Annotated in this window: 23 protein-coding genes; 11 read left to right on the top strand and 12 right to left on the bottom strand. The window is 65.2% G+C overall.

All coding sequences use genetic code 11. The features are described 5' to 3' along the window. Positions 1 to 10 precede the first annotated feature (10 nt). Positions 11 to 883 (top strand): acetyl-CoA carboxylase, carboxyltransferase subunit beta, encoded by an 873-nt coding sequence (gene accD, locus AC3G2C_RS12450; protein WP_488384930.1) that lies wholly within the window; start codon positions 11 to 13, stop codon positions 881 to 883. Positions 884 to 1632: 749 nt separating this feature from the next. Here the strand turns inward: accD and AC3G2C_RS12445 are convergent. Together AC3G2C_RS12445 and AC3G2C_RS12440 are read right to left on the bottom strand one after the other, a co-directional pair. Continuing rightward, positions 1633 to 2205, bottom strand: coding sequence for a phosphatase PAP2 family protein (locus AC3G2C_RS12445; protein WP_488384929.1), 573 nt, complete (start codon positions 2203 to 2205; stop codon positions 1633 to 1635). Then, positions 2174 to 3334 (bottom strand): glycosyltransferase family 4 protein, encoded by a 1161-nt coding sequence (locus AC3G2C_RS12440; RefSeq protein WP_488384928.1) that lies wholly within the window; start codon positions 3332 to 3334, stop codon positions 2174 to 2176. Before AC3G2C_RS12440 ends, AC3G2C_RS12445 begins: the two co-directional genes overlap by 32 nt. A 161-nt stretch (positions 3335 to 3495) precedes the next feature. On the opposite strand from AC3G2C_RS12440, the gene AC3G2C_RS12435 reads away from it, so the two are divergent. Beyond that, positions 3496 to 3930 (top strand): DUF4399 domain-containing protein, encoded by a 435-nt coding sequence (locus AC3G2C_RS12435; protein WP_488384927.1) that lies wholly within the window; start codon positions 3496 to 3498, stop codon positions 3928 to 3930. A gap of 23 nt (positions 3931 to 3953) precedes the next feature. Here the strand turns inward: AC3G2C_RS12435 and AC3G2C_RS12430 are convergent, their stop codons facing one another. Beyond that, complete coding sequence (locus AC3G2C_RS12430; RefSeq protein ID WP_488384926.1) at positions 3954 to 4706, bottom strand: transporter; 753 nt, start codon at positions 4704 to 4706, stop codon at positions 3954 to 3956. Between the two features lie 97 nt (positions 4707 to 4803). On the opposite strand from AC3G2C_RS12430, the gene gltX reads away from it, so the two are divergent. Continuing rightward, positions 4804 to 6204: a glutamate--tRNA ligase gene (gltX, locus tag AC3G2C_RS12425; protein ID WP_488384925.1), complete on the top strand. Its 1401-nt coding sequence runs from the start codon at positions 4804 to 4806 to the stop codon at positions 6202 to 6204. A gap of 452 nt (positions 6205 to 6656) precedes the next feature. Here the strand turns inward: gltX and AC3G2C_RS12420 are convergent, their stop codons facing one another. From AC3G2C_RS12420 to AC3G2C_RS12400, 5 genes are all read right to left on the bottom strand, one after another. Beyond that, complete coding sequence (locus AC3G2C_RS12420; RefSeq protein ID WP_488384924.1) at positions 6657 to 8138, bottom strand: efflux transporter outer membrane subunit; 1482 nt, start codon at positions 8136 to 8138, stop codon at positions 6657 to 6659. Then, complete coding sequence (locus AC3G2C_RS12415) at positions 8135 to 11323, bottom strand: efflux RND transporter permease subunit (RefSeq protein WP_488384923.1); 3189 nt, start codon at positions 11321 to 11323, stop codon at positions 8135 to 8137. The genes AC3G2C_RS12420 and AC3G2C_RS12415 overlap by 4 nt, the downstream gene beginning before the upstream one ends. A gap of 27 nt (positions 11324 to 11350) precedes the next feature. Then, positions 11351 to 12520 (bottom strand): efflux RND transporter periplasmic adaptor subunit, encoded by a 1170-nt coding sequence (locus tag AC3G2C_RS12410; RefSeq protein WP_488384922.1) that lies wholly within the window; start codon positions 12518 to 12520, stop codon positions 11351 to 11353. A gap of 129 nt (positions 12521 to 12649) precedes the next feature. Continuing rightward, positions 12650 to 14023 (bottom strand): sensor histidine kinase, encoded by a 1374-nt coding sequence (locus AC3G2C_RS12405; protein WP_488384921.1) that lies wholly within the window; start codon positions 14021 to 14023, stop codon positions 12650 to 12652. Beyond that, entirely contained in the window at positions 14016 to 14708 is a 693-nt protein-coding gene (locus tag AC3G2C_RS12400) for a response regulator transcription factor (protein ID WP_488384920.1), read from the bottom strand. The genes AC3G2C_RS12405 and AC3G2C_RS12400 overlap by 8 nt, the downstream gene beginning before the upstream one ends. 89 nt (positions 14709 to 14797) lie before the next feature. On the opposite strand from AC3G2C_RS12400, the gene AC3G2C_RS12395 reads away from it, so the two are divergent. The 6 genes from AC3G2C_RS12395 (at position 14798) to AC3G2C_RS12370 (ending at position 18281) form a co-directional block, all read left to right on the top strand. Further along, positions 14798 to 15079, top strand: a complete 282-nt coding sequence (locus tag AC3G2C_RS12395; protein WP_488384919.1) for a hypothetical protein — start codon at positions 14798 to 14800, stop codon at positions 15077 to 15079. Positions 15080 to 15128: 49 nt separating this feature from the next. After that, entirely contained in the window at positions 15129 to 15617 is a 489-nt protein-coding gene (locus AC3G2C_RS12390; protein WP_488384918.1) for a transcriptional repressor, read from the top strand. 112 nt (positions 15618 to 15729) lie between these two features. Further along, the gene (locus AC3G2C_RS12385) at positions 15730 to 16155 is read left to right on the top strand and encodes a MerC domain-containing protein (RefSeq protein WP_488384917.1); all 426 of its coding nucleotides are present in this window, start codon (positions 15730 to 15732) and stop codon (positions 16153 to 16155) included. Positions 16156 to 16216: 61 nt separating this feature from the next. After that, positions 16217 to 17194 carry a cation diffusion facilitator family transporter gene (locus tag AC3G2C_RS12380; protein ID WP_488384916.1) on the top strand — a complete coding sequence of 326 codons (978 nt, stop codon included), beginning with the start codon at positions 16217 to 16219 and terminating at the stop codon, positions 17192 to 17194. 71 nt (positions 17195 to 17265) lie between these two features. After that, complete coding sequence (locus AC3G2C_RS12375) at positions 17266 to 17427, top strand: 30S ribosomal protein THX (RefSeq protein ID WP_488384915.1); 162 nt, start codon at positions 17266 to 17268, stop codon at positions 17425 to 17427. A 125-nt stretch (positions 17428 to 17552) separates the two neighbouring features. Then, the gene (locus AC3G2C_RS12370; protein ID WP_488384914.1) at positions 17553 to 18281 is read left to right on the top strand and encodes a hypothetical protein; all 729 of its coding nucleotides are present in this window, start codon (positions 17553 to 17555) and stop codon (positions 18279 to 18281) included. A 94-nt stretch (positions 18282 to 18375) separates the two neighbouring features. On the opposite strand, the gene hutI is transcribed toward AC3G2C_RS12370, so the two are convergent. From hutI to AC3G2C_RS12355, 3 genes are read right to left on the bottom strand one after another with little or no spacing between them, the layout of a single operon-like run. Then, on the bottom strand, positions 18376 to 19608 hold the full coding sequence (gene hutI / locus AC3G2C_RS12365; RefSeq protein ID WP_488384913.1) for an imidazolonepropionase: 1233 nt from the start codon (positions 19606 to 19608) through the stop codon (positions 18376 to 18378). Beyond that, positions 19605 to 21071 carry a chloride channel protein gene (locus tag AC3G2C_RS12360; protein WP_488384912.1) on the bottom strand — a complete coding sequence of 489 codons (1467 nt, stop codon included), beginning with the start codon at positions 21069 to 21071 and terminating at the stop codon, positions 19605 to 19607. The genes hutI and AC3G2C_RS12360 overlap by 4 nt, the downstream gene beginning before the upstream one ends. Next, positions 21068 to 22642: a GNAT family N-acetyltransferase gene (locus tag AC3G2C_RS12355; protein WP_488384911.1), complete on the bottom strand. Its 1575-nt coding sequence runs from the start codon at positions 22640 to 22642 to the stop codon at positions 21068 to 21070. Before AC3G2C_RS12355 ends, AC3G2C_RS12360 begins: the two co-directional genes overlap by 4 nt. Before the next feature lie 80 nt (positions 22643 to 22722). Between AC3G2C_RS12355 and AC3G2C_RS12350 the strand changes: the two genes are divergently transcribed. Both AC3G2C_RS12350 and AC3G2C_RS12345 read left to right on the top strand, forming a co-directional pair. Continuing rightward, positions 22723 to 24105, top strand: a complete 1383-nt coding sequence (locus AC3G2C_RS12350) for a formimidoylglutamate deiminase (protein WP_488384910.1) — start codon at positions 22723 to 22725, stop codon at positions 24103 to 24105. A 117-nt stretch (positions 24106 to 24222) separates the two neighbouring features. Beyond that, the gene (locus tag AC3G2C_RS12345; RefSeq protein WP_488384909.1) at positions 24223 to 24393 is read left to right on the top strand and encodes a hypothetical protein; all 171 of its coding nucleotides are present in this window, start codon (positions 24223 to 24225) and stop codon (positions 24391 to 24393) included. A 9-nt stretch (positions 24394 to 24402) separates the two neighbouring features. Here AC3G2C_RS12345 and AC3G2C_RS12340 read toward each other — a convergent pair whose 3' ends face one another. Beyond that, the gene (locus tag AC3G2C_RS12340; protein ID WP_488384908.1) at positions 24403 to 24822 is read right to left on the bottom strand and encodes a LysR substrate-binding domain-containing protein; all 420 of its coding nucleotides are present in this window, start codon (positions 24820 to 24822) and stop codon (positions 24403 to 24405) included. Positions 24823 to 24887 lie beyond the last annotated feature (65 nt).

Genomic DNA, 24887 nt, shown 5'->3' with positions numbered 1-24887 from the left:
AGGTGTTGCGATGAACTGGCTCCAGAAAATCATGACTCCCCGTGCTCGCACGGAAGCCTCCGGTAACGCCGGCAAGGGCAAGGTGCCCGAGGGCGTGTGGGAGAAGTGCGGCGGTTGCGGCACGGTGCTGTACCGGCCCGAGCTTGAGCGCAACCTGATGGTGTGCCCCAAGTGCGGCCACCATCACACGATCGAGGCGCGTGCGCGCCTTGAGTCGTTCCTGGACGAAGGCTCCATGCAGGAACTGTGGGCCAGCATGGAGCCGAACGATCCGCTCAAGTTCCGTGACTCCAAGAAGTACCGCGACCGCATCGTGGCGGCGCAGAAGTCCACCGGCGAGAAGGATGCCCTCATCGCGATGAGCGGCCGCCTCAAGGGCCGTCCGCTGATGACGGTCGCGTTCGAGTTCTCCTACATGGGCGGCTCGATGGGTTCGGTGGTCGGCGAAAAGTTCACGCGTGCCGCCGAGCGCGCGCTGGCCGATCGCAGCGCGCTCGTGTGCTTTTCTGCCACGGGTGGTGCGCGCATGCAGGAGTCGCTGTTCTCGCTGATGCAGATGGCCAAGACCTCGGCGGCGCTCGCGCGCCTGCGCGATGCCGGCGTGCCGTACATCAGCGTGCTCACGCATCCCACGACCGGTGGCGTGTCGGCGAGCCTGGGCATGCTGGGCGACATCAACGTGGCCGAGCCCAAAGCGCTGATTGGTTTTGCTGGTCCTCGCGTGATTGAGCAGACCGTGCGCGAAACCCTGCCCGAAGGCTTCCAGCGTTCGGAGTTCCTGGTGGAACACGGTGCGATTGACCTGATCGTCGATCGTCGCGAGATGCGTGACAAGCTGGCTGACCTGCTGGGCATTCTTGCCAAGGCGCCGCGCGTGGCTTGATCCCGTTGGGCACCTGGTGATGTAGAGAGCGCCCCATTTTTGGGGCGCTTTTTTTTGGTTCGCCTGACGCGATGTTTTCCACAGCGACTGTGGATGCCAATCGCACAAACCTGTGGAAAGGTGCCTTAAGTAGTTGTTGGCACAACACATCGCGACGCGGTGGCGAAGAAATGCACAGCGCGCCGATAGCGCGGGAATGCAGAAAACACGCGGTTTTCCACAGCGATTGTGGATGTGGCTCGCGCAAACCTGTGGAAAGGTGCCTTAAGTGGTTGTTGGCACAACACATCGCGACGCGGTGGCGAAGAAATGCACAACGCGCAGCTGGCGCGGGAATGCTGGAAACATGCGGTTTTCCACAGCGATTGTGGATGTGGCTCGCGCAAACCTGTGGAAAGGTGCCTTAAGTGCTTGTTGGCACAACACATCGCAACGCGGTGGCGAAGAAATGCACAGCACGCCGATAGAGTTGGGATGCAGAAAACACGCGGTTTTCCACAGCGATTGTGGATGTGGCTCGCGCAAACCTGTGGAAAAGTGCCTTAAGTGGTTGTTGGCACGACATATCGCGACGCGTTGGTGAAGAAATGCGCAGCGCGCCGCTGGTGCGGGAACGCGGAAAATGTGCGGTTTTCCACAGCGACTGTGGATGTTGCTCCAACAAACCTGTGGAAAGGTGAGTTAAGTGCTTGCTGTCACAAGGTATGACGACGTGCTGGCGAACAAATGCGCAGCATCGCTGCAAAAGCTCACACCATCCATGCGTGTAGTGGTAACAGCCACAGAGAAAGCGCGCCCAGTGCGCTGCCGATGATCGTGGCGGCGATGACATCGCTGGGATAATGCAAACCCAGGATCACCCGCGATGCCGCCACCAGCGCGGTGAAGGTGAGCAGCAAAGGCGCAAGCAACGGATACCAGGCTAGCGCGACCACGGTAAAGCTCACCGCTTGCAGCGTATGTCCCGAGGGAAAGCTGAATTCGTCCAGCGGCGGCACATGGGCGATCACGCCCGGGCATGCGCGAAAAGGCCGTGGCCGGCGCGTCCAGCGCTTGAGCAGGCGATACAGAAACAGCGCGGTGAGACCGGTCAGCGCCATCTGGGCCGCCGCGAGCAGTCCGCGGCGTCCATCGACCACCGCCAGCACGGCCATGAGCGAGTACCAGAACACGCCATCGCCCAGGCGGCTGATGATGCCGAAGAACACGCCCACGGCCCGGCGTGTGCCCCAGCGGTTGGCGGCCACGCACATGCGGCGATCGAAGGCGAAACGCGGGCCGGTGGAAACGTCAGGCGTGGGCAGCGGTGGCATGGTGTTCATGCACGTTCTCCTGGGCCAGTTCACGCAACAGTGTTTCGAACTCGCGGATGACCGAATCGGGCGACAGATGAATGATGCTCTGGTGCGCCGCACGCCCCATGTGGCGAATCAGGCTGGCATTGCTGGCGAGCGTGGCGGCTGAGGCGATGAAGGCGTTCTCGTCCCCAATGGCGATGCGGTAGCCATTCTGTCCGTGATGCAAATGCTCGCGCGCCGCACCCTCCTCGTAAGCAACCACAGGCAGACCTGCGGCGAGCGCTTCGAGAATGACGTTGCCGAAGGTTTCGCTGAGGCTGGGGAAGGGGAACAGGTCTGCGCTGGCGTAGTGGCGCGCCAGCGCGTCGCCGCGCTGCATGCCGGCGAAGATGAAGTCGGGGTTCGCCTCTTGCAGCGCGGCGCGGGCCGGGCCATCGCCCACCCACACATAGCGCGCCTTGGGCACCTCTTGCTGGATGGCGCGAAACGCGCGCACCGCGAGATCCAGATTTTTCTCCGGTGCGATGCGGCCCACGTACAGCACCACCGGTGTGTTGCCATCCACGCCCCATTGCGCGCGCAGCTCGGCGCAGCGATGGCGCGGGTGGAACAACTGGGTATCCACCGCGCGCCGCAGCAGGCGTGCGGTATCCACGCCCAGCGCACGCAGCTCGCCGGCCAGCGCATCGGTGGGCACCAGGGTAGCGGCGGCGCGGTTATGGAAGCGCCGCAGGTACTGCCGCACCATCGGAGTGAGGAAGCCGACGCCGTAGTGATCGGCATAGGTGTCAAAGCGCGTGTGGAAGCCCGTGGCGATGGGAATGCCCATGCGTTTGGCTGTACGCACCGCCGACCAGCCCAGCGGGCCCTCGGTGGCCACGTAGATCGCATCGGGCCGCAGGCGCTTCCAGCGCTCGCGCAGCGTGCGGCCGCAGGGCAAGCCAAAGCGCAGACCCGGGTAACGGGGCAGGGCGGCGCCGCGTACTTGCAGGGCGACAATGCCTGGTTCGTCGGTGAAGGGTTGCGCCTGGCGGGGGCGGATGAGGTCGACCGTATGCCCCTGCGACGCCAATCCGGCGGCGAGGCTGTGCACGGTCAGTGCCACGCCGTTGATTTCGGGTGGATAGGTTTCGCTGACAATGCCGATGCGCACTTGAACATACCGTTGGCTGGCCCGGTGCAGATTCCTCTTGGGGCGTTGCGGGGGCATGGCGCCCGTATGACGCCCGCGTGACGGCCGTCATCACGGGTAGCGAACGTCTTAGGTGTGACAGGCGGGTACACTGCTCCGACTGTCAATTTGGAGAGACGCCGATGAAACGCATGTTGCTCGCACTCGCACTGGCCGCCCTGGGCGGCGGCGCCATGGCCGCCGATGCGCCGGGCCTGCCCGTGACCAAGGCTCCGGCGGGTGCCGAGGTGTACATCATTTCGCCCAAGGACGGCGCCGTGGTTGGCCCGGATGTAACCGTGGTGTTTGGCCTCAAAGGCATGGGCGTGGCACCAGCCGGCATGAAGAAGGAAGGCACCGGCCACCACCACCTGTTGGTCGATGTGAAGGATTTGCCGCCCGCGGGGCAGCCCATCCCCAAGGACGATCATCACCTGCACTTCGGTAACGGCCAGACCGAAACCACGCTCAAGCTGGCACCGGGCAAGCACACGTTGCAGCTGGAGCTGGCCGACGAGAACCACATTCCGTTCGACCCGGCGATCGTGTCCAAGCCCATCACCATCACGGTGAAGTAACCACGCGGGGCCCCCCGTGGGGCTCAATGTCCCAGGAATATCGACACGCCCAGGCTTGCCATCCATGCCTGGGCGTGGCCGGCCATGCGGGCTCGCACGCCGCCATCGAGTTGCACCCTGCGGCTGACCTGCCAGGCAACGCCCGTACCGACCTCGGTGCCGCTGCGCTCGCCGCTTTCGTGCACCTGGGCGAGTTCCACATAGCCCACCATGGTGCGATTGAGTACATGGCTCGCGTTGAGCGCCAGCGTGGTCTGGCCGTCGCTGCCGCTGCGCGTCTGTTCCAGATAGGCGCCCAGGCCATCGATATCGGTGACCTGCCAGTTCACATCCGCGCCGAGCAGGTATTGGCGATATTCATTGCGAACGGCTCGGCTGCCATCGGTGAATTCCACACTGCCCAGCAAGCCCCAAGTGATCTTGGCGTCAGCCTTGCAGGGGGCGAACTTGAGTGCCAGCACGGTATCGCCGCGCCCGTGCGCCCAGGTGTCGGTGGCGGGCCCTGTGGTGTGGATGGCATTGAATGGCGAGGTGCCCAGCTGGGCTTCCCATGGCCCGCCCAGGCCCACGCGGAGGAGGCTGTCGGTGGTGTACTGCCGCTGCACCTGGCCATCGCCCAGGTTGTCCCGCGTCCAGGTGGGCAGCCCTTGCTCGATGGTGATGTCGCCCGCGTTGAGTACCACCGGCGTGAAGCCCAGCCCGGGGCGGTCGTAGCCGGGATTGTCGTCCGCCAGGGCGTATGGGGCGGCCAGCAGGCCGAGCCATAGGGCCGTCATCCGTGTGCTTGTGCGGGTCGTCCGCTCACTTGGTCGGTTATTGGCGCCGTATCGGCTAAAATTCCGCACTTGTCTCTTGTCTCCGTCCAAGTAGCCCATGACCGTCCGCACTCGTTTTGCCCCCAGTCCCACCGGCTTCCTGCATATCGGCGGCGCCCGCACCGCGCTGTACTGCTGGCTGGAAGCGCGCCGTCGCGGCGGCCAGTTCGTGCTGCGCATCGAGGATACCGACCGCGAGCGTTCCACGCAGGAAGCCGTGCAGGCCATTCTCGATGGCATGAGCTGGCTGGGTCTGCGCCATGACGAAGGCCCGGTGTACCAGACCGATCGCCTGGAGCGCTACAAGCAGGTCGCCGACGCATTGCTCAAGGCCGGCAAGGCCTATTACGCCTACGAGAGCAAGGACGAGATCGAGGCGATGCGCAACGAGGCCATGGCCAAGGGTGAGAAGCCCCGCTACAACGGCTATTACCGCGACCGCAACGAGCCGTACCGCGACGATCCGAATCGCGTCATTCGCTTCAAGAACCCGCTGGAAGGCTCGGTGGTGTTCGACGACAAGGTGAAGGGCCGCGTGGAGTGGAGCAACGCCGAGTTGGACGACCTGGTGATCTTCCGTTCCGACGGCTGGCCGACCTACAACTTCGCCGTGGTGGTGGACGATATCGACATGGGCATCACCGAGGTGATCCGTGGCGACGACCACGTGAACAACACCCCGCGCCAGATCAATATCTACAAGGCGCTGGGCGCGCCGGTGCCGGAGTTCGCGCACCTGCCGATGATCCTGGGCCCCGATGGCCAGAAGCTCAGCAAGCGCCATGGCGCGGTGAGCGTGATGCAGTACCGTGACGACGGCTTCCTGCCGCACGCACTGCTCAACTACCTGGTGCGCCTGGGTTGGTCGCATGGCGACCAGGAGATCTTCTCCGAAGAGGAAATGATCCGCCTGTTCGATGTGGCCGACGTGAACAAGGCCGCCTCGCGCTTCGACGTGACCAAGCTCTCCTGGCTCAACCAGCATTACCTCAAGAGCGAAGATCCGGCAGCCATCTCACCCGAATTCGAGTGGCACCTCACCCAGGCCGGCATCGATTTCAGTCGCGGCCCCAAGCCGGCCGACGTGATCGTGGCGCTGCGCGATCGCGTGCAGACGCTCAAGGAAATGGCCGAGCGCGCCAAGATCTGGTACGGCCCGATCGTGGAGTGGGACGAGAAGGCCGTCGCCAAGCATCTGCAAAACGACACGGCCGTCGCCGTGCTTGAGGCGGCCAAGGCTTTGCTCGTCGACTGCGCGTGGTCGCCGGAGCCGATCCATCAGGTGATCGAGCAGGTGGCCGCCAAGCTGGAGCTGGGCATGGGCAAGATCGCCCAGCCGCTGCGCGTGGCGATGACGGGCACGCAGGTGTCGCCCTCGATCGACCACACGATCTTCCTGGCCGGGCGCGAGGAAGCGCTCAAGCGCATCGACGACGCCATCGCCAAGGCGAAGGGCTGAGCCGCTGCGGCAGCGCGTAAGTCGCTGCCACAGGACGGACGAGATGGGGGCATCGCGTTAGGGATGCTCCGATTTTGATCGTCATCCCAGCGAAAGCTGGAAGCGCCTTTCAACAGCCGAAGGGCTGGTCATCCAGCGCCTGTAAATCTTTGAACGTAAAGCCACTGGATTCCTGCTCTTGCCCCCTCTATGGGGCGCGCAGGAATGACGGACAAGAAGTCGATTTGGCAGGCCTTCCTTAGGGATGCTCCGATGTTGATCGTCATTCCAGCGAATGCTGGGATCCAGTGCCTGTCATTCTCTGAATGTAAAGGCACTGGATTCCTGCTTCCGCAGGAATGACGGACAAGAAGTCGATTAATCAGACCTTCCTTAGTGGCTGCCACAAGAAGGACGCGATGGGGCAGCGCGTTGGTCGCTGCCCCACAGAACGCCGATCGCACGCGAACGATTCAACCGCCGGCCTTCGCCGTCGCGCCCGCTGCCTGCCAGCCGCCACCCAGTGCCTGGATCAACGCGGCCGTGTCGCTCAGGCGTGCCGCCTGTGCCTGTACCCGCGCGATGCGCGCCTGCTGATACGCCTGTTGTGCGTTGATCAACGCCAGCGCGTTGACATAGCCCAGTTCCTGTTGCTTGCGGGTCAAGGTGAGCGTGCGTTCGGCTGCCCGCTCGGCATCGTCGGCCGCAGCCAAGGTGCGCGCATCGCTGTCGATGGCATAGAGCGTATCGGCCACGTTCTGGAACGCGCCGAGCACCACGCCGCGATACTGCGCGGCCGCCTGTTGCAGAGCGGCTTCGGCGGCGCGCTGCTTGTGCTTGAGCGCGCCAAAGTCGAATACGGTCTGCGCCACGCCGCCGGCCAGCGTCCAGAACACGTTGTCGTCGGTGAACATGCGCGAGAAAGAGGTCGCGTTGCCGCCATAGCTCCCCGACAGGGTGAATTGCGGCAAGCGGTTGGCCAGCGCCATGCCAACCTGCGCGCTGGCGGCATGCACGTTCTCCTCGGCGGCGTGCACGTCCGGACGTTGCGCCACTAACTGCGCGGGCACGCCCTGCGGCAAGCTCACTGGCAGGGTGAGGTGTTCCAGGTCGAACTCGAAGGCGCCGGCCTGATCAGGCGTGTCGCCGCACAGCACCGCCAGCAGGTCGCGATTCTGCTCTAGCTGTTTTTGCAGCGCGGGCAGGCTCAGGCGGGCCTGGGCCAGCGCCGATTCCTGCGCCGCCAGATCCAGGCCCGAGGCGTAGCCCAGGCGCGTCTGGTCGCGAAGCAGGGACAACGCATGCGTTTGTGCGTCGATCACGGCTTGCGTGGCGTCGATCTGCGCGCGCAGCGAGGCTTCCTGGATCGCCGCATTCACCACGTTGGCGGCCAGACTGAGGCGGGCGGCGGCCAGCTGATCGCGCTGGTTGTCCGCTTGAGCCTGCAGCGATTCCACCGTGCGCCGGTTGAGTCCGAAGACGTCCGGTACATAGCTGATGCTCAGTTGTGCCGTGTGCAGCGTGTAGTAGGTGGCGCCCGAGTTCAGGTTGGGCGAGAGCGTGCCCACGGCGTCGCGCTGGCGTGTCGCCGTGTAGCCCACCTGGGCGCTGGGAAAGAAGGTGGCACGCTGAGCGGCCACGCTCTCCTGCGCCTGGCGCAGGGCAGCCTGGGCGGCGGCAAGGTCGGGATTGTGGGCCAGTGCCCGCTCCACCCGCGCATTGAGCGCATCGGAGCCAAATACCTGCCACCAGGTGGCTGCGATGGCCTGATCGGGCGACCACTGTTGCGCGGGCGCGTGATCGCTGCCCACCACCGGCGCGACCTCCTGGCGCGTGTATTGCGCGGGCGCTGGCGTACTTGGGCGATGGTAATCGGGGCCGACCGCGCAGCCGGCCATGGCGGCGAAGGTCAGGGCAAGAGCGGACGTACGCGCCGCGCGCAACGAGACGATCATGGCGATGCTCCCTGCGAACGACGCTGCTTGCGTCGTTGCGACCACTCCACCACCAGCACCTGCAAGGCCGGCGCCACGATCAGCAGCATCACCGGGCCAAGCAACATGCCGCCCACCACCACGGTCGCCAGCGGGCGTTGCACCTGGCTGCCGATGCCGGTGGAGAGTGCGGCGGGGAGCAGGCCGATGCAGGCGGAAAGCGCGGTCATCAGCATCGGGCGCATGCGTTGCTCGGCGGCGCGGTACATCGCCTCCAGCGGTGGCAGGCCCTCGAACACCAGGTGGTTGAAGTAGGTGATGACCAGGATGCCGTTCATCACCGACACGCCAAACAGCGAAACAAAGCCGATGGCCGCCGATACCGACAGATCCAGCCCCGACACGTACAGCGCGATGATGCCGCCGGCGATGGAGAAGGGGATGGCCGCGAGCGTGAGCAGGCTGTCGCGCATGGAGTTGAACAAGGCGAACAGCAGCGCGAGGATCAACCCCATCGCAATGGGCAGCACGAGGGCGAGGCGATGCTTGGCCTGCTGCAAGTCCTCGAACTCGCCCGCCCAGACCAGATGATAACCGGTGGGCAGCACCACGTGCTGGGCGATGCGTTGCTGCGCATCGGCCACCGTGCTGCCAAGGTCGCGACCACGCACGCTGAACTTCACCGGCACGAATCGCTCGTTGCGCTCGTGATAGATGTACGACGCACCGGTGTCGAGTGTGATCGCGGCGACCTCGCGCAGCGGTACGTAACCGGTGCTCCCATTGGGCAGGCTGTAGCCGATCGGGATGTTACCGATGTCGCGAATACTTTGGCGGTACTGGGGCGCCAGACGCACCACCAGGGAGAACTGACGGTCATCTTCCTGCACCTGGGTGGCTTCGGTACCGCCGGCTGCCGCCTGCACCACGGCATTGATGTCGCCGGTGTTGAGGTCGTAGCGCGCCGCCCGGGCGCGGTCGATGGTGATGTTGAGGTTGGGCTGGCCGAGCACGCGGAAGATGCCCAGATCCTGCACACCCTGCACCTGGCGCATCTGGCGCATTACTTCGTCGGCCAGGCGTTCCAGCTCGGCCAGGTTCGGCCCCACGATCTTCACCGAATTGGCACCCTTGACGCCGGACAGGCCCTCTTCGATGTTGTCCTGGATGTACTGGGAGAAATTGAAATCCACCCCCGGCAAGGCATTGGCGAACTCACGCTGCAGGTCGGCCACCAGTTGCGCCTTGGTGTGCCCGGCCGGCCAGTCGCCCTCGGGCTTGAGGGGCACGAACAGTTCCACGTTGTAGAAGCCGGAGGCATCGCTGCCGTCGTCGGGTCGCCCGTGCTGGGAGACCACCGTGACCACTTCCGGATGCTTGAGCAGGATCTCGCGCAAGGTATGCACCTTGTCCGCGCCGGCCTCCAGCGAGATGGTGGTGGGCATGGTGGCGCGAATCCACAGGTTGCCTTCCTCCAGCGCTGGCAAGAACTCCGTGCCTACACGAGTGAGCAGAAGCAGTGCCACCAGCAGAAAACCGCCGCCCAGCGCCACGGTGGTTTTGCGGCGCTCCAGCGCCCAGCGCAGCACCGGCGAGTACACGCGGCGAATGGCGCGCACGAAGAGGGTCTCGGCTTCCTTCACGTGCTTGGGCAGCAACAGCGAGGCCAGCACCGGCGAGATGGTGAAGGTCGCAATGAGCGCGCCGGACAGCGCATAGGCATAGGTGCGCGCCATTGGGTTGAAGATCTGGCCTTCCACGCCTTGCATGGTGAACAGCGGGATGAAGGCCGCCACCGTAATGGCCGAGGAGAACAGTACCGCGCGATCCACCTGCAGCGCGCTCACGAACAGCAGGCGCATGCGATCGGTCCAGCCGTGGGCGAGCGGGCCGTGCATGTAGCCGGCCAGGTCGCTTTGCGCGCGATCGTGCAGCAGCTCCAGGCGTTCTTCCTTGCTCTTCTGGAAGTTGCGGAAGACGTTTTCTATGAGGATCACTGCCGAGTCGACAATGATGCCGAAATCCACCGCGCCCAATGACAGCAGGTTGGCCGAGTCGCCCAGCAACACCAGGATGATGATGCTGAAGAACAGCGCCACCGGGATATTGGCGCTCACGATGATCGCGCTGCGCAGGTCGCCCAGGAAGATCCACTGGATCAGGAACACCAGCACGCAGCCGAAGATCAGGTTGTGCAGCACCGTATGCGTGGTCACCGACACCAGGCTGGAGCGGTCGTAGAAGGGCACCAGCTTCACGCCGGGCGGCAGGGTGCCGTCGCTGTTGAGCTTGGCAACCTCGTCCTTGACGCGGGCCACCACCTCGTTGGTCTGCAGCCTGCGGTTCATCACCACGATGCCGGTGACCACGTCGTTCTGGTGATCGCGCCCCGCGCGCCCCAGGCGCGGTACGGAGCCCACCTCCACCTTGGCCACGTCCTTCACCAGCACGGGCGTGCCGTTGGACTGGGTGAGCACGATGTTGGCGATGTCCTGCACGTTCTTGATCAGGCCCACGCCGCGGATGTTTACCGATTGCTGGCCGATGTTGATGGTGCGGCCGCCGACGTTGGTGTTGGCGTTGCCAACGGCGTTGATGAGCTGGGGCAGGGTGACGCCGTATCCCTGCAGCTTGCCGAGATCTGCCTGGACCTCGTACTCCTTGGTGGTGCCGCCCCAGGTCACCACCTGGGCGATGCCCGGCACCGACAGCAGGCGGCGTGTGACGACCCAGTCCTGCAAGGTACGCAACTCGGTGAGGCTGGTGCCAGGCGGCCCGGCCAGCTGATAGCGGAAGATCTCGCCCACCAGGCTGGATGCCTGGATCTGCGGCTGCACGTTGTTGGGCAGGCTCACGTTCTGTTGCAGCGCCAGCGCGGCCTGCGTGTAGTCGAAGTAGTAGTCCGTGCCGTACTTGAACGTGACACGCACGAACGACAGGCCATAGAACGAAGTGGAGCGGATGCTCTCCACGCCTGGCGTGGTCGCCAGGCCCAGTTCCATCGGGCGCGTGTAGCTGCGCTCCATCTCTTCAGCGGACAGGCCGGGCGCCTGCGCGGTGATTTCAAGAATCACCGGCGCGGGGTTGGGGTACGCCTCGATGTTGAGCTTGGCGTAAGCGGCCAGGCCCGCCACCACAAAGGCGGCGAGCGCCATCAAAACGATGGCGCGGCGGGTGAGCGCAAACGCGACGATGCCTCGTAGCACGATCAGTCCTTGAGTGGCGTGAGGGGCTTACTGCGTTTGCAGGGCCAAGGCGTTGCTGAGGAACAGCGCGCCTTCGGCGGCGACCTGCTGGCGGGGCGACAGGCCAGATAGCACCGGGTAGTAGCCGCCCTGCGGTTCGCCCAGCGTCACTGGCTGGCGCGTAAAGTGCAGGCCGTCCTGAGTGACGAAGACCACCATGGTGCCGTCGCCCTCGCGCACCACCGCATCCGCCGGCACCGCGGCGTGACGCACCGGCGGCGCCGTGCGAATGGCGGCATCCACCAGCATCTGCGGGCGCAGGCCCGGCGGCGGCGACTTGAGCACGCCGCGTACGGTGACGCGGTGCGTACCCGCATCGGAGGCGTTGGATACGTAATCCACATCGGCGCTCAAGTGCTGGTCGGGCAGCGCGGAAAGCGTGGCGTTGATGGGTTGGCCCGGGTGCACGGCCAACGCATCGGCATCGACCACATTCACCACCAGCCATAGCGTGGATGGCGCCGACACATTGAAGGGCGCCGGCAAGCTGCCCGGTTCCACCACGTCGCCAGGGGCGATGCTGCGCTGGGCGACCTGGCCATCGATGGGGCTGTCGATGCGCAACTCGCCGTCCACCGTGTGACGGGTGGCGATGCGATCGATGTCGGCGTCGCTCTTGCCGAAGATATGCAGCGCGCGTCGCGCCGCCTGGTAATTGCCCTCGGCGGTCTGGGCATCGGCGATCGCCTGCTCCAGATCGCGCGGCGCATTGGCCTGCACCCGCGCCATGCCCTTGGCGCGCTCCAGCGCCGTGCGGGTCTGTGCCCAGGCGGCCGCCGTGCTCACCAGCGTGCCTTCCGCCTGCGCCAGGTCGGGGCTGTCGAGCGAGAACAGTGGCTGTCCTCGCTTCACCGTATCGCCCGCCTTGGCGAACACCTCACGCACGCGACCGGCGTAGGGCGAGTTCACCTGGGCGAGGTGATCCTGATCAAAGTCGAGGTAGCCCACCGCGTCCACATAGGGCGCGAAGTCGTGCTCGCCTACGGCGGTGACGTGTACCTGGCGTACCTGCTCGGCATTGATGGTGACGCTTTGGCTGGGGGCTGGCCCGGCGTTGGCCGCGGTGGCGACGGCCACGTCCTCGTGGAAGAAATGCGCCAGCATGAGCGCTGCCAGCAGGCAGGCCCCTGCAATCCATCGTCCAGCCGTGTTGTTCATGTACCGCGGTCGTCCAAGCCAAAGGCCGGGCGTGGCCCGGCAGAGAAAGTCCCGGGCGAGGGCACTCAGGCCGACGGCAGGGGAAGGGGACTCTTTCGCACCTTAGCCAGCGGGTCGGAGGGGAGACAGTTACGGTTTGGAAAGGTTGGCGGCCGGCAGTCGAAGGCTCACGCGCAGGCCTGGCAAGGTGTTCTCCAGGGTGAGGTCACCGCGATGCAGGGCCACCACGGCCGCCACGATGCTCAGGCCCAGGCCGTTGCCGCGCTGGTGGCGGCTGGCATCCACGCGATAGAAGCGTTCGGTGGCGCGCGGCAGCGCGTCGGCCGGCATGCCCGGCCCGTTGTCCTCCACGCTGAGCATGACCGTTTGCGCGTCGCTGTGCGCGCGCACCGTGACGCAGGCGCCGTGGCCGGCGTACTTGCAGGCGTTGTCGAGCAGGTTGGCCAGCGTGTTGGCCAGCAAGTGGCGATCGGCTTCGATGGCCGGGTTGCCTTCGACCTCGGCGTGCAAGGTGATCGCCATCGCTTCCGCGGCGGGCTGGTACAGCTCGACCAGGTCGTCCACCAGGTCGCGCACGGCGAGCGGTTCGAAACTCTCGCGGCGCACGCCCGACTCGGCTTCGGCGATTTGCAGCAGCTTGTCCAGCACGGCAATGAGGCCATCGATTTCATCGATGGCGTATTGCGCGCCATCGGCCAGTCGCTCGTCGCGCTGCGTCGAGCGCAGGGCCTGCTCGAGTTTGGCGCGGATACGGCCCAGCGGCGTGCGCAGGTCGTGCGCAATGGCGTTCGAGACGTCGCGCGAGGTATCCATCAGGCGTTCGATTTCGTCGAGCATGCGGTTGACGTCGCCCGCGACCACGGCAAATTCGTCGCGCGAGCGACCCAGTGGAATGCGCCGATCCAGCCGGCCGCGCGCCACCTCGGTGGTCGCGTGATGGATGGCCTGCAATTGCCGCTGCAACTGGCGACGAAACAGCACCGCACCGGCGCCGGCGAGCAGGATAGCGAGCAGGCCGCCCAGGGTAAGGGCCTCCAGCACCTTGCGCTCCAGCTCGCGCACGTCGCGCATGTCGCGACCCACCAGCAACAGGCTGCCGTCGTCGAAGCGCTGGATGATCAAGCGGCTGGACGATCGCTGGCCCAGGCGCTGCACTTCCACCTCCTGCAGGCCATTGGCGATCTCGGCGGGGTTGGGCCATGCCGTGAGGTTGCCGATCAACTTGTGACCCTGGGCATCCAGCAGCAGGTAGATCTCGGTGTCGCTGTCCTGGTTGTCGGTGAGCAGGGTGTGGATCTGGCCGATCAGCGCAGGCGTTCCATGTTCGTTGTGCAGTTCCACCAGCTGTCGTTCGGTGCTGCGCAGCTGGGTGTCGATGTTGCGCGCGAGCAGGCCGGCCGTGCCGACGTAGAACACCAGCGAAATCACCGCAACCGAAAGCAGCAGCAACACGCCGTAACCGGCGGACATGCGAAAGACCACCGAGTGGCGAAAACTAGCCATGCGCGTCGTCCGGTGCGCCGATACTGAAGCCGACGCCGCGCACGGTGCGTATCAACGGGTTGGCGCTGTCCTTGTCGATCTTCCCGCGCAGGCGGCTCATCTGTACGTCGATCACATTGGTTTCGGGGTCGAAGTGATAGCCCCACACGGCAGCCAGCAGCATCTTGCGCGTCACCACTTCGCCCTGGTGGCGCATCAGGTATTCGAGCAACTGGTATTCGCGCGGCTGCAGCAGGATGGGCAAGTGGTCGCGGTAGACCTTGCGCGTGCGAGGGTCCAGCGTCAGGTCGCCCACCACCAGCAGTTCCGCCTCATTGCGCTGGCCGGCGCGGCGGGCCAGTGCTTCGATGCGCGCCAGCAACTCATCCAGCGCGAAGGGCTTGGTGAGGTAGTCGTCGCCGCCACTGCGCAGCCCGCGGATGCGTTCGTCCAGGCTGCTGAGCGCACTGAGCACCAGCACGGGCGTGTGGTCCTCGCGCGAGCGCAGCGAGGCGAGGATGTCCAGGCCATCCACGTCGCCCGGGAGCATGCGATCCAGCACAATCAGGTCCCAGCGCTCGTGCGTGGCACGCGCCATGCCCTGTGCACCATGGTGGCAGACCTCCACCAGATGCCCCGCCTCGATCAGGCCGTCGCGTATCAGTTCGGCGGTAGGTAGGTCGTCCTCGATCAGCAGGCAACGCATGCATGGCACCCCGTGGTCGGCCGCTGCGGATGCAAGACAGTCGCCGACCCATCATGATGCGCCTATCGTAAACAGTCGGCGGGGCCTGCGTGGAGCAGTGGCTGGACAAGGCAATGCAGGGCGTGGATCCGGACAGCCCGGATGCCTTCCTGCAGGTGTTTATGAACCTGATGGGGATGCTGCCTTGGTCGGCGTTGTTCTGGTGGAGCGTGGCCTTCGTGGTGATCGGAGCGCTGCTGGGCTGGTGGCGCGGTCGCCTGCTTGAAGGCGTGATCTGGGCCGCCATATTGGGACCGCTGGGTTGGTTCGTGGTGTTGTGGCGACCGCGCATCCGACCCGGCGCCAAGCCACCACCGCTGCCACGGCGCTGACACCGAAGGTAATTGCGGGCGGGTGTATGATGGGCGCGAGGTGAATCGATTGAGCCATACCGTATCCAGCAAGCCGCACGAGCATCACCATCATCATCACGACGATGCGCAGAGCTTCGTGCGTGCGGTGGAGCATGCGAGCGAGCAGCGCGGGCTGCGCCTGACGCCGCTGCGCAAAGAGGTGCTCGAATTGGTGGCCGCCGCGGGCAAGCCGGTCAAGGCGTACGACCTGCTCGACCAGCTTCGCGAGCGTCACGGCAATGCCGCGCCGCCGACGGTGTATCGCGCGCTCGACTTCCTGCTGGAGAACGGGTTCATCCACAAGCTGGAGTCGATCAACGCGTTTGTGTCCTGCCACCATCCGGCAGAGGCGCATCAGGTGCCCTTCCTGATCTGCGACAACTGTTCCAGCGCCCAGGAAGTGTGCGACGAACGCGTGGCCGAGCTGATCGAGGCCCAGGCCAAGGCTTTCGGGTTCCGTCCGCAGGCGCAAACCCTGGAAGTGCACGGCCTCTGCAAGAACTGCCGCAAGGGTTGAGCGCGCCTTCGAGGCCGGCGTGCCGGCGGTTTGCGTTTGCGACGTTATAATGTAACAATGCCTCCACTGGGCTGCACCGGCCCGACCCGAGACGTGCCCCGGTTCCTGTCCGATGGAAGCCCGAGAAGAGAACAACAAACGTTGGTGGTCTCTGGCCGACAGGGTTGGCGCCACGGCGTCGTTCCTGTGTGCTATCCACTGCGCTGCGCTGCCTTTCGTGCTGGCCGTGTTGCCCTTGCTGGGTTTGGGCTTCCTCGCTGATCACCGTTTCGAGCGTGGGTTCGTGATGTTCGCCAGCGCGCTGGCGCTGCTGACCCTCGTCAGCGGCTATCGGCATCACCGCCGACCGCTTGCCTTGTTCCTGGCGCTGCCTGGGCTGGGTCTGCTCATCTCGGGCGTTACTTTTGCCGAGGGGTATTCCGTGGCATTGCACAGCGTGCTGGTCACCTGTGGTGGCTTGCTGGTGGCCGCGGGGCACTTTGTGAATCTGCGCACCCACCGCGCTCTCCACGTACACGGGCCGCAATGTGCGCACTGATGCTGGCGGCGCGGCGCGTCGTGATTGTGTAACGGGGCAGGCGATTCCTAGCATTTGCTCCATGAGTACGGCACACACGCATTCCCATCGACACGATCACGACCATGCCCACCAAGGACATGCGCACAGTCACGGCCACGATCATCACCACGGTGGCGGCGGTCGCGAGCGCAAGCTGATCTTCGCCTTCGTACTGACCACGCTAATGATGGTGGTGGAGATGGTGGGCGGTTTCTGGTCGGGCTCGTTGGCGCTCGTGGCGGATGCCGGCCACATGCTGATCGACGCGCTGGCCCTGCTGCTGGCCGTGATGGGGGCCTGGTTCGCCAAGCGACCGGCCGATGCGCGCCGCAGTTACGGCTATGGCCGACTGGAGGTGCTGGCCGGCTTCGTCAATGCGCTCACTCAGTTCGTGCTGGTGGCCTTCATTGCCTACGAAGCCATAACGCGCCTGTTCCAGCCCACCGAAATCCTTTCCGGCATGATGCTGGTGGTGGCCGTGATCGGGCTGTTGGTGAACTTGCTGGTGCTGCGCACGCTGCATGGCCACGCGCACGACGACGTGAACCTGGCTGGCGCCACGCTGCATGTGCTGGGCGACTTGCTCGGCTCGGTGGCCGCCGTGGGCGCTGCGCTGCTGGTGCGCTGGAAAGGCTGGAACTGGGCCGACCCGGTGCTCTCGCTGCTGGTTTCCCTGCTCATTTTGAACAGCGCGTGGCGCTTGCTGCGCCGCTCGGCGCACATCCTGCTTGAAGGCGTGCCCGAGGGCATGGATACCGGCGTGGTGGCTCAGGAGCTGCGCGGGGCCGATCCCTCCATTCGCGATATCCATCATGTGCACGTGTGGCAGCTTGCTTCCGGCTCGCGCATGGCCACGCTGCACGTCGAGCTGCATGACAGCCAGCACAGTGGCGCCGCCATTGCGGCCATCAACCAGGTGTTGGCCGAGCAATACGGCATCCAGCACGTTACCGTGCAGGTGGATCCGGAGCATTGCCCGGACGTGCAACGGGGTTGCGCCGGGCACGGCCACCGCTGACTATTGCGCTTTGGGCGGTCGCTGATACGATGTTCGGCCGTGTTCACCCCAACGAATCAAGGAGTTCCCCCATGGGCAAGGGCGATCGTAGGACCCGTCGTGGCAAGACCTACCGTGGCAGCTATGGCATCAGCCGCCCGCACGCGCTGCAGCCGGCCGTGGCCGGCGCTAAGGCGACCGTGACGAAGCCGGCCGCTGCGAAAAAGGCTGCCCCGAAGAAGAAGTCGGCTTAAGCCGTACTCGCTTCGCAAGAAAAAACCCCGCCTAGGCGGGGTTTTTTTTTCCATCCGATGGCACATGTGAGCCTGGTGACCATGTGTTGGTATGCGCCTCCAGTCCAAGAGGAGAGAGTAGTGCCATGAAGGGAGCTTGGGGACAGCGCTTGCTGGCGGCCTATGCGGGCGTGCTTACGTTGGTCTTTGCGGTCACGGTGCTGAGTGGCTTCGTGGTGAAGCCCAGGAGCATGGAGATCGAGCAATTGAAGGTGCAGCGCATCGACCTGGTCGAGCCCGACGGTACGTTGCGTATGGTGATCAGTGACAAGGCACATTTCCCGGGCGCGATCATCAAGGGCAAGGAGTACGCGCACCCGCGACCGCAGGCAGGCATGCTGTTCTTCAACGATGAAGGTACCGAGAACGGCGGCCTGATTTTCAGCGGCCATCGCGACAAGGACGGCAAGCTGGTGGACAGCGGCGGCAGCCTGACCTTCGACAAGTACGAACAGGATCAGCTGGTGCAACTCCTGGGCGCGCACGACAGCAGTGGGCACATGGCCGGCTTGATCATCAGTGATCGCCCGGATCGCCCGATCACCCAAGACCTGGTTGAAATGCCGAAGATCGAAGCCATGCCGGACGCCGAGCGCGACGCGCTGTTCGCGCAACGCAGTGCGCAGGGCTACTACGGCGCGACACGCATCATCGTGGGGCAGGGCGACAACGGCTCGGCACAGGTCAGCTTGCGCGATGCGCAGGGCCATGCGCGCATGGTCATGGCAGTGGCCCCGGATGGCAGCGCCAGCCTGCGTTTTCTCGATGCAAGCGGCAAGGTGGTGAACGAATTCACGCCGACCACCAAACACTAAGTTGTGAGCTTCTGCACGCCATCCGCGCGGTCCATAGGCTTGCGCGGGTGGCGAGAGTCGCTCTTGTTGGGCCGGCGGGCGTTACGCTGTCGGCTCAGCCTTGTACGGGCAATAGTTCGCCGCCCAGGAAGGCTTTGCGCAGCAGCGAGCCGCCGATCCAGTAACACAGCTCGGCGGGCTGGCGCACATTCCACACGGCGAGATCGGCACGCTGGCCTGGCGCCAAGGTGCCGCGATCGGCCAGGCCCAATGCGCGCGCGGCGTTTACGGTAATGCCACGCAAGGCTTCTTCCGGCGTAAGACGGAAAAGCGTACAGGCCATGCCGGCGGCCAGGCGCAGCGACAGCATGGGTGACGTGCCTGGATTGCAGTCAGTGGCGATGGCCATGGGCACGCCGTGTTCGCGCAGACCGGCGATCGGCGGCAACTTGGTTTCGCGCAAGGCATAGAAGGCGCCCGGCAACAGCACGGCAACAGTGCCGGCTTCGGCCATCGCACGCATGCCCGACTCGCTCAGGTACTCCAGGTGATCGGCGGAGAGGCCATTGAAGGAGGCCACCAGTGCGGCGCCGTCCAGGTCCGAGAGCTGCTCGGCATGCAATTTCACCGGCAGGTCCAGCGACGTGGCGCATTCGAACACGCGTCGCGTTTCGGCCGGTGTAAAGCCGATGTTCTCGCAGAAGGCATCGACGGCATCGATCAGACCTTCGGCAGCCAGCGTCGGCAGCATGGTGTCGCAAACCAGCGAGACATAAGCGTCGCGTTGATCGCGATATTCGGGCGGCAGCGCGTGCAGGCCAAGAAACGTGGTGCGTACGGTGATGCCCAGCGCCCGGCCCAGGCGACGCGCGACGCGCAGCATGCGTCGCTCCGTGTCCAGATCCAGGCCGTAGCCTGATTTGATTTCGATGGTGGTGACGCCGTCGGCGAGCAGGGCATGCGCGCGCGGCAGCGCCTGGGCGAACAGCTCGTCTTCGCTGGCCTCGCGCGTGGCTTTGACGGTGGAAACGATGCCACCACCCGCGCGTGCGATTTCCTCGTAACTGGCGCCGTTGAGGCGCAGGTCGAACTCGTGTGCGCGTTGCCCGCCGAACACCAGGTGGGTATGGCAGTCGACGAGTCCCGGCGTTACCAGGGCGCCGCCGAGCGATTCCACCTGCGCGGCCAGCGCTTCCGGTGCAGCCGGCAGCGCATGCTGCGGGCCTACCCAGGCGATCTGCCCCTGGTGCAGGGCGATGGCGCCTTGTTCGATCAATCCATAGGGCGCGTCGCCGGTAAAGGTGGCGAGGGTACCGTTGAGCAGAAGGTGATCCCAGCGAGTCGTCATGAGGGGCGTTGGTTGGCTGAAAAGCCGCGGTCGCGTTCCGGCGGCAAGGGGGTGGCAGGGTCTTCCACCATCGGGGTGGTTTCGTCGATGTCGCCGTTTTCGTTCGCTGACTCGGCTTCGCGACGCGCCAATTCATGCTCGTAGCTTTCAATCAGGCGATCGGCGAGCGCGCGGTACACGGGCTTGCGCGAGAGCAGGGACGACACCGCCCGCGCCAGCAAGCAGGTCGCCATGATGGGCAGCACCATCTGCTGGTTGGCGGTGAGTTCCATGGAAATCACTGTGGCAGTGAGTGGCGCCTGCGTGACGCCCGAGAGGTAGGCGGCCATGGCGAGCAGCACCACGGCAGACGGGTCCACGCCCGGCAGCACTGCGCTGATGTTCTGGCCGAGCCCCGCGCCCACGGCGAGGGCGGGCGAGAAGATGCCGCCGGGAATACCGGCCCAGAACGAGGCGATATTGCCCATGAACTTCAGCACGCCAAAGCTCATCACGGTGTCGGAGTGGTGCTCGAGAATGTCTTTCGCCTGCGCATAGCCGGTGCCATAGAGGCCTGTATGGCTGAGCTGGCTGAGCAGCACCAGGGCAAGGCCGCAGGCGGCAGCGAACAGCACCGGCTGGCGGCCGCGTAGACGACCCACCACGCCGCGCAGGCCGCGATCGCTGGGCAGGATCAGTCGCGCGAAGAGGCCGCCGGCCAAACCGCAGACCAGGCCCGTCGCCAATACGGCGAGCCATGCCTTGCCGAGCGGCAGGCCGGTGTCGAAATGGCCGAAGTAAGCGTAGTTGCCGAGGATGCCCAGCGAGACCACGCCCGATACGATTACGGCCGTGAGCAAGGTGCCGCTCATGCGGTGCTCGAAGGCGCCGCTCATTTCCTCGATGGCGAACACCACGCCGGCGAGCGGTGTATTGAACGCCGCCGCGAGGCCGGCAGCTGACCCGGCCAGAATGAAACGCCCCGCCGCGGCGGGCTCGGCAAAACCAAAGCGACGCCCCAAGGAGTAGAGCAGGCCAGCGCCCACGTGCACGGTGGGCCCCTCACGGCCGACCGACGCGCCGCCGAGCAGGGCGGCCAAGGTCAGCGCCATCTTGCCGACGGCGACGCGCAGCGACAGCAAGCTCTGGCGGAAGCCTTCGTCCTCGACTTTGAGTGCCGCCATGGCTTGCGGAATGCCCGAGCCCCGTGTGGGCTTGAGTACACCCTGGGTGAGCCAGGAGAGCAGGGCGAAGACGAACGGCGTGATTAGGAAGGCCCACCAGCGATGATGTTCCACGACGCCGTGGAACACGCCGAAGGCCCAGTCGGCGGCCTGGGCAAAGCCTACGGCGGCGAGGCCCACCAGCACGGCGCCACTCCAGAACAGGATGCGGCGTCGCCATTCCACCGGCGAGAAGATCTGTGCATCGGCGATGCGTTGGCGGGCGGAGTCCTTGGCGGGATCGATGTGCTCGTCGCTCATGACTTGCCCTCCGACTTGTGGGTCCAGCGTGTTTCGTACAAGTCGAAGCGACGGTCCTTGAGGTTCTGCACCGCGCCGGCGTTTCGGGCGCGCGCCAGGCTTTCCAGGTGCAGGTCGGCGAACAGTACGGTTTCGATATTGGGCGTGGAATCGGCGGCGATGCCGTCACGTGCGAACGGGAAGTCGCTGGGCGTGAGGATGCAGCTCTGTCCGTATTGGATATCGAAGTTGTTCACGCCCGGCAGGTTGCCCACGTTGCCCGAGAGCACCACGTAGCACTGGTTCTCGATGGCGCGGGCCTGCGAGCAGTAGCGCACGCGCAGGTAGCCTTCGCGCACGTCGGTGCAGAACGGCACGAACAGGATCAGCGCGCCCTGGTCGGTGAGGTGGCGCGCTACCTCGGGGAACTCCGAGTCATAGCAGATCATCACGCCGATCGGGCCGCAGTCGGTCTGGATGGTGGCCGCGGTATCGCCGCCCGTGATGTTCCACACCGTGCGCTCGCTGGGCGTGGGGTGGATCTTCTCCTGCTCGTGGATCGAACCATCACGCAGGCACACGTAGCACACGTTGTGGATGTCGCCGTTGGCCTGCTCGGTGGGGTGCGAGCCAGCGATGATGTTTATGTTGTAGTGCACGGCGAGCCGGCTGAAGAGTTCCTTCACCTGCGGCGTGTACTGACTGAGCTTGCGGATCGAATCGACCGGCGAGAGTTCCTCGTTTTCGATCGAAAGCAATTGCAGCGTGATCAGCTCGGGAAACGTGACGAAGTCGGCGTTGTAATCGGCAGCGATATCGGTGAAGTACTCCACCTGCGTGGCGAACTCCTCGAACGAGCGGATGCGTCGCTGCTGGTACTGCACCGACGCCACACGCACCAGGTCGGGCAGGCGCTGCGTGGAAGGAATGGAGGGAATGTCCGGCTGGTTGAGCAACTGCGGGTTGCGCCACACCAGGTGCGCGGCATAACCCAGCGACTCGTAGTCGGAGGGTACATAACCGCGCAGCAGGCCGATGACTTCGAAGTCGTTGCCGAGTTGGAAGCTCAGGGTGAGGTCGCGCCGCTTGCCTTCCACCACGGCCTGCACGTACGCCTCGGCGCTGCCATAGCGCTGCAGGTTGCGAGCGAGGCCGGGAATACGGCCGCCGAACACGATGCCGCGCAGCTTGAGATCGGTGCAGACGCGCTTGCGTGCCTGGTACAGGCGCTGGCCGATGCGCATGTTGCGGTAGTCCGGGTGCACGACCACTTCCATGCCGTACAGCCAGTTGCCGTCGCGACGGTGGCGCGAGGCCATGCCGCCACCGGTGATCTGCATCCAAGTGTGGGGCGCCAGCGCGGTGGCCTCGTCGATGCGGAAGGTGGCGCAGTAGCCGACGAGCTTGCCTTCGTACTCCACCACGTACTGCCCTTCGGGGAAGTGCGTTTGCTGCGAGCGGAGCATCTCTGCCGAATGTCCCCATTCGGGGGTGTACACGCGGGCGGTGAGCTCCACCAGGGCGGGGACATCCGCCGGTCGCGCCTGGCGCACCAGCAGCTTGGGGGTGTGTTCCGGAGTTTTCTTGGCCATCCGCACATTATGCCGGAGCAAGCCGAATGACGCCGCGCGTGGAAGGGGTACACTCGCCAAGTTTCCCAAGGAGCAGGACGATGGCCGGCAGCAATCCCTCCCGATACACCGCGGATCGCCTGTGGACAGCGCAAGGTTGGGCGTATGACGCCAGCTTGCAGGTCGATGACACCGGCCATGTGGTTGCGCTGGATGCGGCGCCGGGCGAGCGCCTGGGTCATTGGGTACTGCCGGGCATGCCGAACCTGCATTCCCACGCGTTCCAGCGTGCGATGGCCGGCTTGGCCGAACGCCGAGGCAAAAGCGACGACAGCTTTTGGACGTGGCGCGAAACCATGTATGCCTTTGCGGCAACCATTGGCCCGGACGAGTTGAAGGCCGTGGCTGCGCAGCTTTACATGGAGATGCTCAAGAGCGGCTACACGCAGGTCTGCGAGTTCCACTACCTGCATCACCAGCCCGATGGCACGCCGTACGCGCAGCCCGAGGCGATGTCGCTGGCCCTGATCGAAGCGGCGCGCGAAACAGGCATCGCGCTCACGCTGCTACCCGTGCTGTATATGACCGGTGGCTTCGATGGGCGCCCCTTGTCTGCAAGGCAGCGCCGTTTCGGTCACGATGTTCCCGCGTATCTGCGATTGCTGGAAACCTTGCGCACACACGAGAGCGAGCGCCTGCGCGTGGGCGTGGCCCTGCACTCGCTGCGCGCAGTGCCAGAGGCCGCGCTGCGAGAGGTACTGGCGGCCGAGGCCAGCATCCAGCGGCCCATTCACATCCATATCGCCGAACAGATCGGCGAGGTGCAGGACTGCTTGGCCACGCGTGGCGCGCGACCGGTGGAGTGGTTGCTCGATCACGCCGATGTGAATGCGCGTTGGACGCTGGTGCACGCCACGCATCTCGATGCCAGGGAAACCGCGGCGCTTGCGCGCAGCGGAGCCGTGGCGGGTCTGTGTCCATCCACTGAGGCCAATCTGGGCGATGGGTTGTTTCCTCTGGCCGACTACCTCGATGCGCACGGCGTGCTAGGTATCGGCTCCGATTCGCATATTTCCGTGTCGCCTGTGGAAGAGCTGCGCTGGCTCGAATACGGGCAGCGCCTGGCGACGTGCCACCGTAACATAGCCGCGCGTCATGAGGACGAGAGCGTCGGTGAAGCGCTGTGGGCGGCTTCGCTTCGCGGCGGCGCGCTCGCTGCGGGCATGCCGCTGGGCGAGTTGCGTGCGGGTGCGCGCGCCGATCTGCTGGTACTGGACGATCGTGCGCCGCTGCTGGCAGCGCGCAATGAACGCTCCTTGATCGACAGTTTCCTCTTTGCCGGCAACGTGCCGCTGGTGCGTGATGTGATGGTCGGCGGTGAGTGGGTGGTTCGCAATTTCATGCACCGCGACGAGGAGCGCATCGCCTCACGCTATCGCTCGACGGTGCAGCGCCTGGCGCGAGCGCAAGAACAAGCGCAATGACTGTGTGAACGGCCACTGCCGATTGCATGAACGGCAGCCATCGCCGTTCGTGCATGGCGTCAGCGCACTTTCGCGGGCGGCGTTTTCCGGAGCAAGTCCACTATCCGGGAGCGCGTCATGCGCAGACTCATGTTGATCGGTCTTGGTTTTGCGGTGATGTCCAGCGCGTTGCTTTCACTGACGGGGTGCGTGGTCGTGGCGCCGCGTCCGCACTATGCAGCGCGCGTGTGGGTGCCGGGCTATTGGGCGCCGGGCAATGTGTGGATCTCCGGCCACTGGCGCGGTTGAGCCGGCACATCATGGATGGCTGGCCAGGTACGCGCGCAGGTGGTCGATGAATACGCGCAACTTGGGTGGCACCTGCATGCGGCTGGGGTAGTACACATAGAAGCCCTCGAAAGGCGGCAGCCACTCGTCGAGCACGGAAACCAACCGACCCGAGGCCAGCGCGGCGCGTACCGAGGGTTCCAGCATGTGGGTAAGGCCGATGCCGTCCATGGCGGCGTGAATCGCCAAGGTCGGGTCGTTGGTCGTGAGTGGGCCGTCCACGTCCATCGCGAACCAACGCCCCTTGCTGGGGCCGCGCGGGTGGGCGAACTCCCAACGATAGATCGCGCCGCTGGTGAATCGATAGCGTATGCAGTCGTGACCGGAGAGCTCCTCAGGCGTACGCGGCGTGCCACGTCGCGACAGGTAGTCGGGCGAGCCCACGACCACGGCGCGCTGCTTGCCGCCTAGAGAGCCTGTTCACGATCTGCGCGTGGCCCGCGCCGGGAGCGGTT

The organism is Frateuria sp. sgz306004 (genome assembly GCF_057750885.1).
Note: the sequence above shows the minus strand (reverse complement) of the source record. Positions and strands in the feature narration are given on the sequence as shown.